This window comes from Waterburya sp. (assembly GCF_058530065.1).
In genome coordinates this window covers 1-15,084 of sequence record NZ_JBZNBU010000134.1, presented here as the reverse complement: position 1 = coordinate 15,084, position 15,084 = coordinate 1, and the positions used below count along the sequence as shown (strand labels likewise).

The following is a 15,084-nucleotide window of genomic DNA, read 5'->3' as shown; positions in this document are numbered from 1 at the left end:
TACGACTCCCACCGACAAACGGGTATTAGAAGCAATGTTGCCTTATTTTACCGAACATTTTGGCAATCCTTCGACTAATACTCATATTTACGGCTGGGAAGCTAGCGCAGCGGTGAAACAAGCTCGGGAAAAAATTGCTGAGATTATTAATGCCACTCCTGAAGAAATTGTGTTTACCAGTGGCGCGACAGAAGCTAACAACTTGGCAATTAAAGGAGTAGCCGAAGCTTATTTTAATCAAGGCAAGCATATTATTACCGTCGCCACCGAACATCGGGCGGTATTAGATCCTTGTGAATATTTGGCTAGCTTGGGTTTTGAAATAACTTATCTTCCCGTACAACCTGATGGTTTATTGGATCTAGATAAACTCATGGCAGCAATTCGCGAAGATACGATTCTAGTCTCTGTTATGGCTGCTAATAACGAAATTGGCGTTTTGCAACCCATTAAAGAAATTGGCACTATCTGTCACGATCGCAACATATTATTTCACACCGATGCCGCCCAAGCGATCGGTAAAATTCCTTTAGATGTTGTGGAAATGAATATCGATCTGATGTCTTTAACCGCCCACAAGATCTATGGAGCTAAAGGCATTGGTGCTTTATACGTTCGTCGTCGCGATCCTAGGGTGCAACTAGCTTCCCAACTTCAAGGAGGAGGACAAGAAAGAGGTAGAAGATCGGGTACTCTCTATACCCCTCAAATCGTCGGTTTTGCTAAAGCTTTGACTATTGCTGTCGAAGAAATGGCATCGGAATCCCAACGCCTGTTTGAATTGAAAAAACAACTTTGGTCGATGTTTGCATCTTTAGATGGAATACATCTAAATGGGAATTTTGAAGCATCTCTACCAGGTAATCTCAATATTAGTATAGAAGGGGTAGATGGTTCGGCGTTATTATTAGCCCTACAACCTACAGTAGCAGTATCTTCAGGATCTGCTTGTTCTTCAGAATCTACCGCCCCTTCCCACGTTTTAACTGCTTTGGGCAGAGAAGAGAAATTAGCCCGCGCTTCTCTGCGTTTTGGCATCGGTAGATTTAATACCCCTGAAGAAATAGAGCTAGTTGGGAAAAGTGCGATCGCTGCTATTAATTCTTTGCGTCAAGCCAACCAAATCTAGAATCTGAAGTCGATCCAATGGCGATTAACTAACTTCGTTTTTTAAAGTAATCAAATTCGACTCTCTCATAATCAAACCATCTTCTTCTAGCTTAGATAAAGCTCTAGATAGAGTTGCTGGGGTAAATCCCAACTGACGGGCAATATCTTGCAAAGGATAGTCAAGATGAATAGTTTTAAGTTGGGGATCGACTACATATTTCAAATATTGCAACACTCTTTGATGGGCTGTCCGAATTTCTCGTAATTCTAGATTAGATTTATAGTAGCCAATTTTCTGAGTCAATCTGCGTAACAAGTCTTCTAGCAATTCGGGATAGTTTTCGATCGCCTGAGTGAGAAAGCTACGATCGTATACTATTACTCTAGAAGGAACATTGGCGATCGCGCTACAAGAATAGACATTTTCAAAAAAAGCATTTTCCCCGATAATATCCCCTGACTGGGTAAATTGTAGAGTTGCTGTCTTATTTTCAATTGTTGGTCTAACAATCCAGATTTTTCCCGTTTCTACAAGATAAAAATATTTCGCTGTATCCCCTCGCCTAAACAACCTCTCTCCCCGAACTAAATCTCGATAAGAAATTTGTTCTCTCAGCGATGCGGGTAAACTATTAGGGTTAGAAAATTTCATTTCTTTAAAGAATTTTTAGTTCCATAAACGTCATCTCATTAATGTAGTGAAATAAACTGAGAGGTTAATGAAATTAAACCGAGTAATTCTGATTTTCAACTAAACTAAAGCTGATTTTTGCCTGAAAACTTTATTCCCAGAAAATTTTGAATTTGAAGTATCGCTCTTATCTGGTGAAGGGCGATCGCTTTATCTTTGATATTTTCTAATATGTTAAAACAGTTAGTAATTCTTAATTTGTAAATAGCGTTAATTTGCCACCATCGGGCAATGAATCTGGAAGAAATTCGCGAGCGAGCAAAAGATGAAAATACCACCACAGAAGTATTAGAACAATTAGTCAAATATAGCGATCGCTTGACTCGTGAATATGTAACAAGTAATCCCAGAGCATTGAACATTGAGCATTGAGCATTGAGCATTGAGCATTGAACATTTAACAATCAGCAAAATAACTTCAAAGATTCGCGATCTTTGAAGTCTTGTTCACACCAAAAAAAGATTAGTTTGGCAGCATTTTTAAATAAAATAGCATTACGTATTTAAGTTAGAACACTATTTACTTCTATTCACCTACTACCTACTACCTACTATTTAATTCATCCTCTCCAATGGTTATGTTAAATCGAGCATTTCTCAGATAATTGTTTCACAATTGTCTAATTATTTATCAATGTTAGGAACGATGTCGGGACGCTCTTTGCCTTCCCAACCCGCAGGGCGTTTGGAGTTATACCAGGCGATCGAACCAATAGAAACCGCTGCCACAAAACCTAATGCTAAAACTATAGTTGCTGCATAAGGAAAGTGAGGTTCGCTGGGGATGACTTCTAATAAAATATTCATGAAATTTATATTTCTTTGTTTCTTAACTACTTTCCACAATAGTCTATTTCCTAAAGCGATCGCATCTATCTTTTTATAGAAAAAGATTGTAAATCTAAAGATAGATCTTCATTTCTCAGCAGAGCCATATAATGTAACAGAATAATAAAAATATATAATCATCAAACACAACTTAAAATAGCTATAAAATTAAAAACTACTAGTAAAAACGCAAATACTAGAGGACTTTAATTTACACTGTTATTTGCTGACTTGTAGTCCATCTGTTCTACAACTTACAATTAATAGTCTAAACCGAAAGAAAAAGAATGAGTAATTTACCAACTTCTGGACAATTAGAAAGAGAGCTTTCGCAAAAAGTTAGAGCATTTTATCGTCAACATTTAGGACATCAACCTTCTAAAGTAACTTGTCAATTTTTTGATTCAAAACTAGCAATAATTTTGGAAGACTCTATTACTAGTACAGAACAAATTCTGGTACATGAAGGGAAAAACGATTTAGCAGAAGAAGTACGTTCTAATTTGGATGATGCGATCCAACCAGAATTAAAACAACTAATTGAAAACATTACTCAAGTCGAAGTAATCGATTTTTTAATCAATGCCACTTTAGAAACTGGGCGTACGGGGATTATCGTAATTTTAAATCAAACGCCAACCGTACGTAATCCCGATACTATACCCAAAGCCAAAAAATAATCAATTAGGAAAGAGTTACAACTTCTTTTAGATGAAAAATAAAGCAATCAAGTCCCAAAAAATTGAATCGGTTCTCATACCAAAAATTAAAGATATTTATCACCAAGAATTAGAACAAAAATTAGACAATATATCTTATAAACTATTCGATCGCATTTTAGTCATCCTTATAGAAGGAATTATTACTTCTCCCGAAAAGTTATTACAAAAAAAACAGCGTGGAGATTTAGCCAAACAAGTTAGAACAACAGTTGATGGGGTAATTCATCCTCAAATTAAAAAAATTATTGAAGAAGTTTTAGAAGTTAAGGTTATCGATTTTTTAACCGATACAACTATGAATAACAATCTTACAGGAGCGATCGCTATTTTTGAATTTACACCTAAGTAACTCCTAAGAAATAAATTAGTCTGCTTTGAGCAAAGCTTGAAGTTTCTTTTCTAAATTGTCGATTAAATAGGGTTTAATCAAATAATCGTCAAATCCTGCTTTCAATATTCGATGACGATCTTGAGCATAAGCCAAACCCGTAACGGCAATGATGGGAATAACCGATAAATTTTTGTCCTGCTTGAGCTTGCGGGCAATTTCTAATCCGTTTATTTTTGGCATGACAATATCCAGCAAAATAAGATCGGGAACTAATTCCTTTACTAGAGACAAACAGTCTTCGCTATCATGGGTCATAGCACAATTAAATCCCATCGATTCGATGACACATCCAGCTAATAGTAAATTGTCGTAGTCGTTATCAACAACTAAAACCAACGGACTCTTACAGTTTGATTGTTGGCTGAAATTACAATTGGTGTGTAAGTGCATTTATATAGTGCAATTATTTTACAAAATATAGAAGCACTCTAAAGGCGGAATTAAAGCACCTCCAGAAAACTGGTTCTAATTATCTAACTAAGTTAGAAACTATAGTCTTGATTCTCATGGAAATAAGACTGTCCTAAGTTGTAAGTTAAATAAATTAATTATCTGACATTTTACCAAGAATTGTAACATTATTTAACCAACCCTGCTCGTAAAGCTCTAACTGCTGCTTGAGTGCGATCGTCAGCGCATAATTTGTTCAAAATATGACAGACGTGAGTTTTAACCGTACCAACAGTAATGTATAGTTTTTCCGATATGTCTGCATTGCTACAACCAGCTACAATCAATTCTAAAACTTCTAACTCTCTGTCTGTGAGGGGGTATGTTTCTAGTAATTGCTGGTATTCTTCTGCCACTGCGGTAATAGCTTGAGTATCGTCGTCATTGACCGATGGACTGGATAGGGTTTCTCCAGTAACAGCTTCAACCTTAGTAGACTGAGCTTGTTTTAATACAATACGAGCGATCGCAGGATCGATCCAAGCATTCCCTTCATGGGTTTCGCGGATAGCTTCTACCAGATTTTCAATGCTCACATCTTTCAGACTATAAGAATCAGCACCAGCGGCAAATGCTGCCATCACCGAGTCTTCGCTATCGTGCATTGTTAGCATCAAAATTCTAGTCGGAAAATCTGGATTATTTGCTTGATATTCTTTAAGCTTCTGGGTAACTTCAATCCCGTCAATATCGGGTAAGCCAATATCTATTAAAGCTACATCGGGTTGATGAGTCTTGATTTTGTTTAAGCCATCGTTTCCATTAGCAGCATCATCAACGATTTCTACATCTTCGTACTGTTTGAGAGCGGCGCACAAACCAATACGACTCAAATCGTGATCTTCAATTAAAACAACGCTTATTTTACTCATCTCTACCAATGAAATTATTTATCTATTAAATTCAATATCTATCTATATTAAGACTATCTAACATTATATTTTTAATTCCATCTTTCCTAAGATGTATATCTGGAGATGGCGATCGATCGTCTATGGGCAAGAATAAAAAAATGAACGAAACAAACCAACAATTACAAGAAAAAGTCGCTCAATTAGAAGCACAACAGACAATTATTCGAGAACAAGAAAAATTTTTACGTAGTATTTACGATAACGTGCGAGAAGCAATTTTTGTGGTCGATATCCAACAAGATGGTAATTTTTGCTATCGAGGATTTAATTCTGCTGCGATCGAGCTAACAGGAATTAGGGATGTCGAAGGTAAAACTCCTGAAGAAATCTTGCCCGATGCGATCGCATTAACCGTTAAGGAACATTATCAGCAATGTGTTGCAGAAAAAGCCAGTATTTCCTATGAAGAATGTTTGCCCTTTCAAGGCACAGATACCTGGTGGCTGACTACTCTCAATCCCCTGGAAGACGAGACGGGGAAGATCTATCGCATCATTGGTACGAGTTTTAATATTACCCAGCGTAAAAATGCCGAAACCGAACTAGACCAAGAAAAAAACTTTCTCAAAGCATTGCTAGATAATTTATCGGATGGTATTGTCTCTTGCGACGAGGGTGGCGTTCTTACCCTGTTTAATCGGGCTACTAAAGAGTTTCACGGACTTCCCCAAGAATCGATTCCAGCCTCAGAATGGGCAGAACATTACGATCTTTATTTTTCTGACGGCAAAACACCAATGACTGCGGAAGACATTCCTTTATTTAGGGCATTACAAGGAGAATCGGTCAGAGATGCTGAGATGATGATTATCCCTAAAAATGGCAGACCTCGCGCCATCTTGGCTAATGGCGATCCGATAATCGATCGCCACAATCGCAAAATTGGCGCACTAGTAGCTATGCGAGATATAACCGACAGACTACAAGCGCAACAGGCTTTAGCTGAATTAAACAATGAATTAGCCAAATTAAACAATGAATTAGAAAATAGAGTCAAGGAACGTACTAATCAATTAGAACGGGTTAATGCCCTCTTATTGGCAACTACAGCTACTTTAAAACAGCGCAATCAAGAATTAGATCAATTTGCCTACGTTACTTCCCACGACTTGAAAGCACCGTTACGAGCGATCGCCAATTTATCGGAATGGATCGAAGAAGACTTAGCCGACAAGCTGGATGAAGAGACTCGATACAATATGAATTTGCTTCGAGGTCGAGTACATCGTTTAGAAAATTTAATTAATGGTTTATTAGATTATTCTCGCGCTGGCAGACTCAATGGGGAGTTGCAGTCAGTTGATGTGGCAGCAATGCTAGCAGAAATAATCGATTTATTAGATCTTCCCGATGACTGTCAGATTTCCATTAAAGAAGATATGCCCGTTTTGGCTACACAAGTAGTTCCCTTGCAACAAGTATTTCGCAACCTGATTGATAATGCTATTAAACACGGCGATCGCCACAATCTTCAAGTTAATATTTCCGTACGAGAATTAGATGATTACTATGAATTTTCCGTGGGGGATAATGGTCGAGGTATCGATCCCCAATATCAAGATCGCATCTTTACTATTTTTCAAACCTTAGAAGCCAGAGATACCAAAGAAAGTACTGGTATCGGCTTGGCAATTGTCAAAAAAGTAGTCGAAAATCAAGGGGGAACAATTTCTCTAGAATCAGAAATAGGTGCAGGGTGCACTTTTAGATTTACCTGGAAGAAAATTAATTAATTTTAAAAAAATATTACGGTAATGAATCAGATCGGCTAAGATTTTCTTGATATTTTTTCCCCTAAAATATATCTTTTAGTGGATGCTGAAATACCCTTGAGTTATTACTATCCTATAGTAAATAATAATTAACTTTACTGCGCTTTTCACATGGGTAGACCACATAATTAAACTTTAAAAACTAAGAACTAAGAACTATGAACTAAAAACTACGAACTAGTAAATTTTCCCAGAGAGCTATTCAACTGAAAACGGCTGTAATATTTTGTATTTCTATCCTGGCACTAATGAAATAATTGAAGATTTATCACCCAATAAAACTATCAAATGACTCATGGAAGAAAAAGTAATCAATATATTGTTGGTAGAAGATGATGAAGTAGATGTAATGAATGTCAATCGGGCATTCAAAAAATATAAAATAACCAATCCTCTTTATGTTGCAGGCAATGGTGTCGAAGCTTTAGCCATGTTGCGATCGCAAAACGGACAACCACCTCAAGTACCAGAAAGTAGAAGATTAATCTTGCTCGACCTAAATATGCCTAAAATGAATGGTTTAGAATTTTTGCAAGCGATCAGACAAGATGAACAACTAAAACGTACTCCCGCGATCGTTTTGACTACCTCCGATGAAGATAAAGACCGTATAGAGGCTTACAATCTTAATGTTGCAGGATATATTCTCAAGCCCGTTACTTTTGCCAATTTTGCTGAAGTTATGGTGGCATTGAATAAATATTGGACGTTGTGTGAAATGCCCTAAATAATAAATTATGAGTGAGGAGCAATTTTCGATATTACTAGTAGATGATGACGAAGTAGATCGCTTGACTGTCAAAAGGGCTTTGAAAAAAGCTAATTTTACAGCCTTGTTAACAGAAGTGCGAGATGGTCGAGAAGCGATATCTTTTCTCCTTGCTAATCAAAAAAAAATAACTTCAAATCTTGCTCCACAAAAAGCTGCTAATGACAGAAATCCAGAAACAAAGATTAATTCAGCCGCAGTCTCAAAAATTGCGCTCGATAAATTTGACTTAGTATTACTCGATTATCGCTTGCCAGATCTTGATGGTTTGCAATTAATCAAAAAAATTAAATCTTTAGACATTAAAGTACCGATAATTGTTCTAACTGGTCAAGGAGATGAAGAAATTGCTGTCGAAATCATGAAAGCAGGGGCAGCAGACTATCTGAGTAAAGATAAAATAGAAGTAGATAATCTAACTAAAGCGATTCATAGCGCGATTCGTCTTAGCAAAGCAGAACAAGCAGTAGAAGCTGCCAATTTACGCCTGCGGGCTAGTAATGAGTTGTTGGTTTTAAAAAATAAAGAGTTAGAAAGACAACAGCAACAAATAAAATTACAAAATATAAAATTGCAAGAATCTTATAATCTTAAATCTGAGTTTTTAGCTACTATGTCCCACGAATTACGCACGCCGATGAATGCGATTATGGGATTTTCTCAACTCTTATTACGCCAACAGTTAGATCCTCTTTCTGACCAACAAGAAAATCTAGTTCAGCGCATTTTTAATAATAGTAAAAGCCTGCTGAATATGATTAATGAAATGCTAGATTTTTCTAAAATTGAGGCGGGTAGATTAGAAGTCAAAACTGCAAGATTCGATCTCAGTTTTTTAATTAAGCTGACTGTGGAAGAGTTACGTTCTTTAGCCTTACAAAAACAGCTTGACTTGGTATGTGAAATAGAATTAGAAGACACTTTTTTAATTCAAGATGCTAACTTTACCAAAAGAATTTTAATTAACTTACTGTCCAATGGAATTAAATTTACCGAACAAGGGAAAGTGAAAGTAAAAGTCTGGGAAATAAATCCAGAGCGCATTGGTATTTCTGTAATAGATACGGGAATTGGTATTACACGAGAAGATGCAAGTAAAATCTTTCAGGCATTTCGTCAGGGAGATCAAAGTTTTACTCGCCAACATTCAGGTACTGGTTTGGGTTTAGCAATCTCCGAATCTTTGGTTAAAATGATGGGGGGCAAAATTTACTTTACTAGCGAATTGGGTAAAGGCTCGACTTTTACGGTAGAAATCCCTCGTAAGTATGATGCTTAAATTTCCAGAAATCATCTACTTTAAAAGATAGTTTTTAAAATCTTTTTATTATTCTTAAATTAAAAATTTCCCTCTAATAATGTCCGTTACCCAAATATCAAATAGTAACTATATATTAGCCGTAGATGACATACCCGACAATCTACTGCTAATTCAGCTAGCCCTCGAACAAGAAGGACACCGAGTACTAGTAGCTCATGATGGAAAAACAGCTTTACAGCAAATTAAACAAGATCCTCCGAGTCTGGTTTTGCTGGATGTAATGATGCCTGGAATGGATGGTTATGAAGTAACTCGACGAATTCGCCAAGATAAAAATATTCCTTTTATTCCCATACTTTTAGTTACCGCCAGAGAAGAATCTAGTCTGGTAACGGGTTTAGATGCTGGTGCAGATGAATTTGTTCGCAAACCCTTTCAAATAGATGAATTGCAAGCTAGAGTGCGATCGATGCTGCGTCTTAAAGAAACCATCGAACAAAGAGAAAATTTTGTCTCTTGCTTGACTCACGATCTGAGAACTCCCCTAGTGGCAGCAAACCGAATGCTAGATTTGATCGGGCAACAAGTATTTGGTGAAGTAACCGACGAACAGCAAGAAGCGATCGCCAATATTACCAAGAGCAACAATAATCTGCTAGAGATGCTCAACACTCTTTTAGAAACCCACCATTACGAACTAGGGCAAAAAACTCTCAGCTTTATTCCTGTTAATCTACAACAGTTAATTACAGAAATAGTTACCGAACTCGAACCTCTAGCTGCCGAAAAAGGGATTGAATTAAATTATGACTTAGATCGAGATATTCCCGAAATAAAAGGCGATCGCTTAGAATTACGTCGCGTCATGACAAATTTGATTGGTAATGGGATTAAATTTACTGATGTGGGGGGGATTACTATATCTTTGTCTCAAAATGATTCAGAGATTATGGTTGCTGTAGAAGACACGGGCATTGGTATTTCTCCTCAAGAACAACAAGCCATTTTTCAACGCTATCATCAAGGAAATCACAGACGGGCGGGTAAAGGTTTGGGATTATATCTTTGTCAGCAGATTATCCACGCTCATCAAGGGAAACTTACCGTCAAGTCAGCTCAAGGTGTGGCTAAAAGTGGAACTATTTTTAGTTTTTCTCTGCCTAAATATTAATTGTTGAAATAAATACTTATGTCGATCGCAGTCTACGGAATCCCCAATTGTGGCACTTGCAAAAAAGCAATTAAATGGTTGCAAGAAAATAATGTTGAGTATGAATTTATCAATACTAAAGACAATCCTCCCAGCCAAGAGGCGATCGCCAGTTGGGTCAAAACTCTCGGTAACAAACCCATGCGCAATACTTCGGGAAAATCTTATCGGGCGATCGGCGAAGAAAAGAAAACCTGGACGGACGAACAATGGATTGAAGCCTTTAGTCAAGATGCCATGCTACTCAAACGCCCTCTATTTGTCAAAGACAAGGAAGCAGTACTAGTTGGCTTTAGAGCTTCAGAAGAGGTTATTAAAGACAAACTAGGAGTTTAATCGTTATATTAGATTCTCTTACTCCCAAACCAACTAATAAGCTTATTACAGCCCTTACAGCCCTTATTTTTGCTTATCTTTATGGCGTTGAGCGTCGGGGCAAGGTGGAGAAGACAAAGAACCATCTAACCATCCCGCAGCTTGATTAATACGTTCTAAAGCTTCTTGGGGGCGATCGCTCAAAAGGAAGACTAAGGCAGAAGCTAGCTGTTGTTTGGCTTGAGCTTGGCGATTTCCTTTGAGACGGTGCCAATCTTGATGGGCGATCGCGCTTTTGGCTGCTAAAGCTTGGGCTAGTTCGAGATCGGTCAAATCCTGAGGGACTCTATCTTGATTGCTAGATATCGGCGTTACGTCAAACATGAGTTATTATCGTGTCGAGCTAAAAAAATGCGTTACTTCTAATTTTAACGATGTCTTCCCCCAAATCTACCAATACTCAGGAAAATGACTTAGAAAAAGTTTTAATGGAAGTCGAGCGATCGCTCGAACAACTACAACAGCGTCACGCCCAAGTGAAGCAGGATATCGCTAAGAAATTACAAATACAAGAACGCCAGCAAGAGTTAAAAGAACAACAAAAAGAGAAATCCTCCCCTCCCCCTCTTAAAACTGAATTAAAAACTCTACAAGCAGAATTAGACAATTTGGAATTAAGCTTAGAAAGTGTTTTGCTCCCCGATATTTTCTGGCAAGTAGTGCGTTTTGTATTTCTGGGCATTGTTATTGGTTGGTTTTTGCACGTCTGGGCAGCTTAAACTTAAAAAAAACGTCCAGCAGAATATATTAGCCGAGTGAATACCAATTACGATCGCCTGTTCGCCAAAATCCAAGAGCTAGTTTTATATCATTCTCCTAGTGGAGTTGAAACGGAAATAGATCGGGCTTTATTAGCCGAGTTTGCCAGTCTCAAACTAGAATATTGGCAAGATCGAGCGGGTAATATAATTGCGAAAATTCCTGGTAAAAATCCCGCAAGGGCAGTCGCCATTACCGCCCACAAAGACGAAATTGGTATGCTGGTTAAATCGATCGCTCCAGATGGTTGCTTGCAAGTACGTCGTCTTGGGGGCTCTTTTCCTTGGGTATATGGGGAAGGGGTGGTAGATATTTTAGGAGACAATCGCACTATTAGCGGGATACTTTCCTTTGGTTCGCGTCACGTCTCTCATGAATCCCCTCAAAAAGCCCAACAAGTTGACACTCCTCTAGCTTGGGAAGATGCTTGGGTAGAAACAAAATGCTCCCTGGAAGAGTTAAGTAGTTTTGGGGTGCGCCCAGGAACAAAAGTTGTCATCGGCAAACATCGCAAACAACCATTTCGCCTCAAAGACTACATTGCTAGTTACACCCTAGATAATAAAGCTTCTGTGGCAATTTTATTATCTTTAGCAGCCAAGATCGTCGAACCTCCTGTAGATATATATTTAGTCGCATCGGCAAAAGAAGAAGTAGGAGCGATTGGCGCGTTATATTTTACTCAAAATCAAACTCTTGATGCCTTAATTGCTCTAGAAATTTGCCCCCTAGCCGATGAATATCCTATAGAGTCGGAAATTGCCCCCGTATTACTCTCACAAGATAACTATGGAGTTTACGATGAATTTCTCAACGCCGAAATTCGCGCCGCAGCAGCAAAAGCTAATATTCCCCTACAACTGGCAGTCTTAGACGGTTTTGGCAGCGATGCTTCGATCGCCATGAAATTCGGTCATGTTGCCAGGGCTGCTTGTTTGAGTTTTCCCACTCAAAATACTCACGGTTACGAAATTGCCCATTTAGGGGCGATCGCCAATTGTCTTGAAATTTTAGCCGAATACTGTCAGCTTGAATTTGAGTAGTCATGCCAATCAACTAAAATAAGAGAACCATTTTCTATTTAAGTTCAAGATTTATGACTAGTGCTGCACCAGCTAAGACAGAGTACGAAGCAATAATTGGATTAGAAACTCACTGTCAACTAAGTACCGAAACTAAAATTTTTAGTCGCGAGTCTACTAAATTTGATGGCGACAATCCCAACACCAACATCTCTCCAATTTGTTTGGGATATCCTGGGGTGCTTCCCGTCTTAAATGAAAAAGTATTGGAATATGCAGTCAAAGCAGGATTGGCTTTAAACTGTCAAATTGCTCCCTATAGTAAATTTGATCGCAAGCAATATTTTTATCCCGATCTGCCTAAAAATTACCAAATTTCTCAATACGATCTTCCTATCGCCGAACATGGTTGGATTGAAATTGAAATCGTCGAAAAACCCAATACCGAACCCATTCGCAAAAAAATAGGTATTACTCGCTTACACATGGAAGAAGATGCGGGGAAACTCACTCACGGAGGGAGCGATCGCATTGATGGTTCGACCTATTCTTTAGTAGACTTCAACCGCGCGGGAATTCCCCTCGTAGAAATTGTTTCCGAACCAGATTTGCGTAGTGGCAAAGAAGCAGCAGAATATGCCCAAGAAATTCGTCGCATTATGCTTTATTTGGGTATTAGCGATGGCAAAATGAACGAAGGCTCGCTACGTTGCGACGTTAACATCTCCGTGCGCCCTGTAGGACAAACAGAATTCGGAACTAAAGTCGAAATCAAAAACATGAATTCCTTTAGTGCGATCCAAAAAGCGATCGACTACGAAATCGAACGACAAATCGCAGCGATCGAACGAGGAGAACCGATTTATCAAGAAACTCGTCTTTGGGAAGAAGGCACGCAACGGACTAAAAGTATGCGGATGAAAGAAGGAAGCAGCGACTATCGCTATTTTCCCGAACCCGACTTGCCTCCTATCGAAGTAGCTCCCGAACAACTAGAATCATGGAAAGCAGAATTACCAGAACTTCCCGTTAGTAAACGCCATCGTTACGAATCGGAATTAGGTTTATCGGCATACGATACCAGAGTCTTAACCGACGATCGCGCTACTGCGGAATATTTCGAGGCTGCGATCGCTGCTGGAGGAGACACCAAACAGGTAGCCAACTGGGTAATGGGAGATATTGCAGCTTATGTGAATAGTAATAACCTTAAAATTGCCGAAACTGCTCTAAAACCCGAAGTTTTAGCCGAATTAATTGGCTTAATCGATAAAGGTACGATTAGCGGTAAAATCGGTAAAGAAATCTTGCCCGAACTTTTAGAACGAGGCGGTTCTGCTAAAGAATTAGTCGAGAAAAAAGGCTTAATTCAAATTTCCGACAAGGGAGAGATTGAGAAAATTATTGATGAGGTAATTGCTGCCCATCCCAAGGAATTAGAACAATTCCGTAATGGTAAAACTAAGCTTAAGGGTTTCTTTGTCGGGCAAGTCATGAAAAAAACAAGTGGGCGTGCCGATCCCAAACTAACCAATCAGTTGTTAGGCAAAAAACTACAAGGTTAATTCACACTAGGCGTTTAAAATGACTATAGATAAAAGCGATCGCATCTTAAAGCGATCGCTTTTGTTATTATGAATTGCGATCGAGAAAATGGAGTCGATTGATAATTCTTGGTAGATATTGAATAATTAATAGTTGCGATCACAATCCAACTTTAATCAAAGTCATGACTTTAACCGTATACAATACCCTCACTCGTAGCAAATCGACCTTTAAGACTATCGAAGAGAACAAAGTGCGGATGTATTGCTGTGGTATTACGGTTTATGACTATTGCCATCTAGGTCATGCGAGAACTTGCTTGGTGTGGGATGTAGTGCGTCGTTACTTGCAATGGAGTGGTTATGAAGTAAACTACATCCAAAACTTTACCGATATAGACGATAAAATCCTCAATCGCGCCAGCCAAGAAGGAACATCAATGGAAGCAGTATCGGAAAAATATATCGCTGCTTATTTTGAAGATATGGAAAGGTTGGGTGTGGGTAAAGCCGATGCTTATCCCCGCGCTACTCATACTTTAGATGGCATCAAGCGTTTGGTATACGAATTAGAGCAGAAGGGCTTTGCCTATCCATCTCAAGGGGATGTTTACTATTCCGTACGCAAGTTTCCCGAATATGGCAAGCTATCGGGGAGAAAATTAGAAGATATGCAAGCTGGTGCTAGCGGTAGAGTAGATGTAGAAGATCCCGAAGCTAATAAGAAGCGCGCCACCACTGCGGACGGTATTCCCTCCGCAGGTGACTGGCGTAAGAAGCAAGATCCTTTTGATTTTGCCTTGTGGAAAGCAGCAAAAGAAGGAGAGCCAGCTTGGGAGTCTCCCTGGGGAAATGGTCGTCCTGGATGGCATATTGAATGTTCGGCAATGGTGCGCGAAAGACTCGGAGAAACTATCGATATTCATGTAGGCGGTGGAGATCTTACCTTCCCCCATCACGAAAACGAAATCGCTCAATCTGAAGCAGTAACGGGCAAGCCTTTAGCTAATTATTGGCTGCATAACGGCATGATTATCGTTGAAGGCAAAAAGATGTCCAAATCTTTGGGGAATTTTATTACCATCCGCGAATTGTTAGATAAATACGAGCCGATGGCTGTTCGATTGTTTATTCTTCAAGCTCAATATCGCAAGCCTGTAGACTTTACTGATGAAGCTTTAACTGGTGCGACTAATGCCTGGTCAACTCTGAAAGAAGGTTTATTATTTGGCGATCGCTATGGAGAAAAACTAGGTTTTGCTACCT

General features: G+C 38.7%; 18 protein-coding genes. 13 read left to right on the top strand and 5 right to left on the bottom strand.

Annotated features, from left to right (window positions below; genetic code table 11):
• Positions 1 to 1,129 (top strand): cysteine desulfurase family protein (locus AC33VI_RS08895; protein ID WP_491781910.1); only part of this gene is annotated, 1,129 nt, incomplete at its 5' end.
• Between the two features lie 24 nt (positions 1,130 to 1,153).
• Here AC33VI_RS08895 and AC33VI_RS08890 read toward each other — a convergent pair.
• Positions 1,154 to 1,762, bottom strand: coding sequence for a Crp/Fnr family transcriptional regulator (locus AC33VI_RS08890; protein WP_491781909.1), 609 nt, complete (start codon positions 1,760 to 1,762; stop codon positions 1,154 to 1,156).
• A gap of 270 nt (positions 1,763 to 2,032) precedes the next feature.
• Between AC33VI_RS08890 and AC33VI_RS08885 the strand changes: the two genes are divergently transcribed.
• Positions 2,033 to 2,173: a hypothetical protein gene (locus AC33VI_RS08885; RefSeq protein WP_491781908.1), complete on the top strand. Its 141-nt coding sequence runs from the start codon at positions 2,033 to 2,035 to the stop codon at positions 2,171 to 2,173.
• Positions 2,174 to 2,425: 252 nt separating this feature from the next.
• On the opposite strand, the gene psb35 is transcribed toward AC33VI_RS08885, so the two are convergent.
• Positions 2,426 to 2,608, bottom strand: coding sequence for a photosystem II assembly protein Psb35 (gene psb35, locus AC33VI_RS08880; RefSeq protein WP_491781907.1), 183 nt, complete (start codon positions 2,606 to 2,608; stop codon positions 2,426 to 2,428).
• A 308-nt stretch (positions 2,609 to 2,916) separates the two neighbouring features.
• Between psb35 and AC33VI_RS08875 the strand changes: the two genes are divergently transcribed.
• The gene (locus AC33VI_RS08875) at positions 2,917 to 3,309 is read left to right on the top strand and encodes a Na-translocating system protein MpsC family protein (RefSeq protein ID WP_491781906.1); all 393 of its coding nucleotides are present in this window, start codon (positions 2,917 to 2,919) and stop codon (positions 3,307 to 3,309) included.
• 31 nt (positions 3,310 to 3,340) lie between these two features.
• Entirely contained in the window at positions 3,341 to 3,700 is a 360-nt protein-coding gene (locus AC33VI_RS08870; protein WP_491781905.1) for a Na-translocating system protein MpsC family protein, read from the top strand.
• Between the two features lie 15 nt (positions 3,701 to 3,715).
• Here AC33VI_RS08870 and AC33VI_RS08865 read toward each other — a convergent pair whose 3' ends face one another.
• Entirely contained in the window at positions 3,716 to 4,078 is a 363-nt protein-coding gene (locus AC33VI_RS08865; protein WP_491781904.1) for a response regulator, read from the bottom strand.
• Between the two features lie 242 nt (positions 4,079 to 4,320).
• Positions 4,321 to 5,064, bottom strand: coding sequence for a response regulator (locus AC33VI_RS08860; RefSeq protein WP_491781903.1), 744 nt, complete (start codon positions 5,062 to 5,064; stop codon positions 4,321 to 4,323).
• A gap of 140 nt (positions 5,065 to 5,204) precedes the next feature.
• Between AC33VI_RS08860 and AC33VI_RS08855 the strand changes: the two genes are divergently transcribed.
• The 5 genes from AC33VI_RS08855 (at position 5,205) to AC33VI_RS08835 (ending at position 10,454) form a co-directional block, all read left to right on the top strand.
• On the top strand, positions 5,205 to 6,839 hold the full coding sequence (locus tag AC33VI_RS08855; RefSeq protein WP_491781902.1) for a PAS domain-containing sensor histidine kinase: 1,635 nt from the start codon (positions 5,205 to 5,207) through the stop codon (positions 6,837 to 6,839).
• A gap of 334 nt (positions 6,840 to 7,173) precedes the next feature.
• Positions 7,174 to 7,605, top strand: coding sequence for a response regulator (locus AC33VI_RS08850; protein WP_491781901.1), 432 nt, complete (start codon positions 7,174 to 7,176; stop codon positions 7,603 to 7,605).
• A 10-nt stretch (positions 7,606 to 7,615) separates the two neighbouring features.
• Positions 7,616 to 8,926 carry a sensor histidine kinase gene (locus tag AC33VI_RS08845; RefSeq protein WP_491781900.1) on the top strand — a complete coding sequence of 437 codons (1,311 nt, stop codon included), beginning with the start codon at positions 7,616 to 7,618 and terminating at the stop codon, positions 8,924 to 8,926.
• A 79-nt stretch (positions 8,927 to 9,005) separates the two neighbouring features.
• Entirely contained in the window at positions 9,006 to 10,079 is a 1,074-nt protein-coding gene (locus AC33VI_RS08840; protein ID WP_491781899.1) for a hybrid sensor histidine kinase/response regulator, read from the top strand.
• 18 nt (positions 10,080 to 10,097) lie between these two features.
• Positions 10,098 to 10,454, top strand: coding sequence for a Spx/MgsR family RNA polymerase-binding regulatory protein (locus tag AC33VI_RS08835; RefSeq protein ID WP_491781898.1), 357 nt, complete (start codon positions 10,098 to 10,100; stop codon positions 10,452 to 10,454).
• A 63-nt stretch (positions 10,455 to 10,517) separates the two neighbouring features.
• Here the strand turns inward: AC33VI_RS08835 and AC33VI_RS08830 are convergent, their stop codons facing one another.
• Complete coding sequence (locus AC33VI_RS08830) at positions 10,518 to 10,817, bottom strand: DUF6439 family protein (protein WP_491781897.1); 300 nt, start codon at positions 10,815 to 10,817, stop codon at positions 10,518 to 10,520.
• A gap of 50 nt (positions 10,818 to 10,867) precedes the next feature.
• On the opposite strand from AC33VI_RS08830, the gene AC33VI_RS08825 reads away from it, so the two are divergent.
• From AC33VI_RS08825 to cysS, 4 genes are all read left to right on the top strand, one after another.
• Positions 10,868 to 11,212, top strand: a complete 345-nt coding sequence (locus AC33VI_RS08825; RefSeq protein WP_491781896.1) for a sll0565 family protein — start codon at positions 10,868 to 10,870, stop codon at positions 11,210 to 11,212.
• Between the two features lie 36 nt (positions 11,213 to 11,248).
• Complete coding sequence (locus AC33VI_RS08820) at positions 11,249 to 12,295, top strand: M42 family metallopeptidase (protein WP_491781895.1); 1,047 nt, start codon at positions 11,249 to 11,251, stop codon at positions 12,293 to 12,295.
• A 53-nt stretch (positions 12,296 to 12,348) separates the two neighbouring features.
• Positions 12,349 to 13,839 carry an Asp-tRNA(Asn)/Glu-tRNA(Gln) amidotransferase subunit GatB gene (gatB, locus tag AC33VI_RS08815; RefSeq protein WP_491781894.1) on the top strand — a complete coding sequence of 497 codons (1,491 nt, stop codon included), beginning with the start codon at positions 12,349 to 12,351 and terminating at the stop codon, positions 13,837 to 13,839.
• A gap of 164 nt (positions 13,840 to 14,003) precedes the next feature.
• A partial coding sequence (cysS, locus tag AC33VI_RS08810) for a cysteine--tRNA ligase (protein WP_491781893.1) occupies positions 14,004 to 15,084 on the top strand: 1,081 nt, incomplete at its 3' end.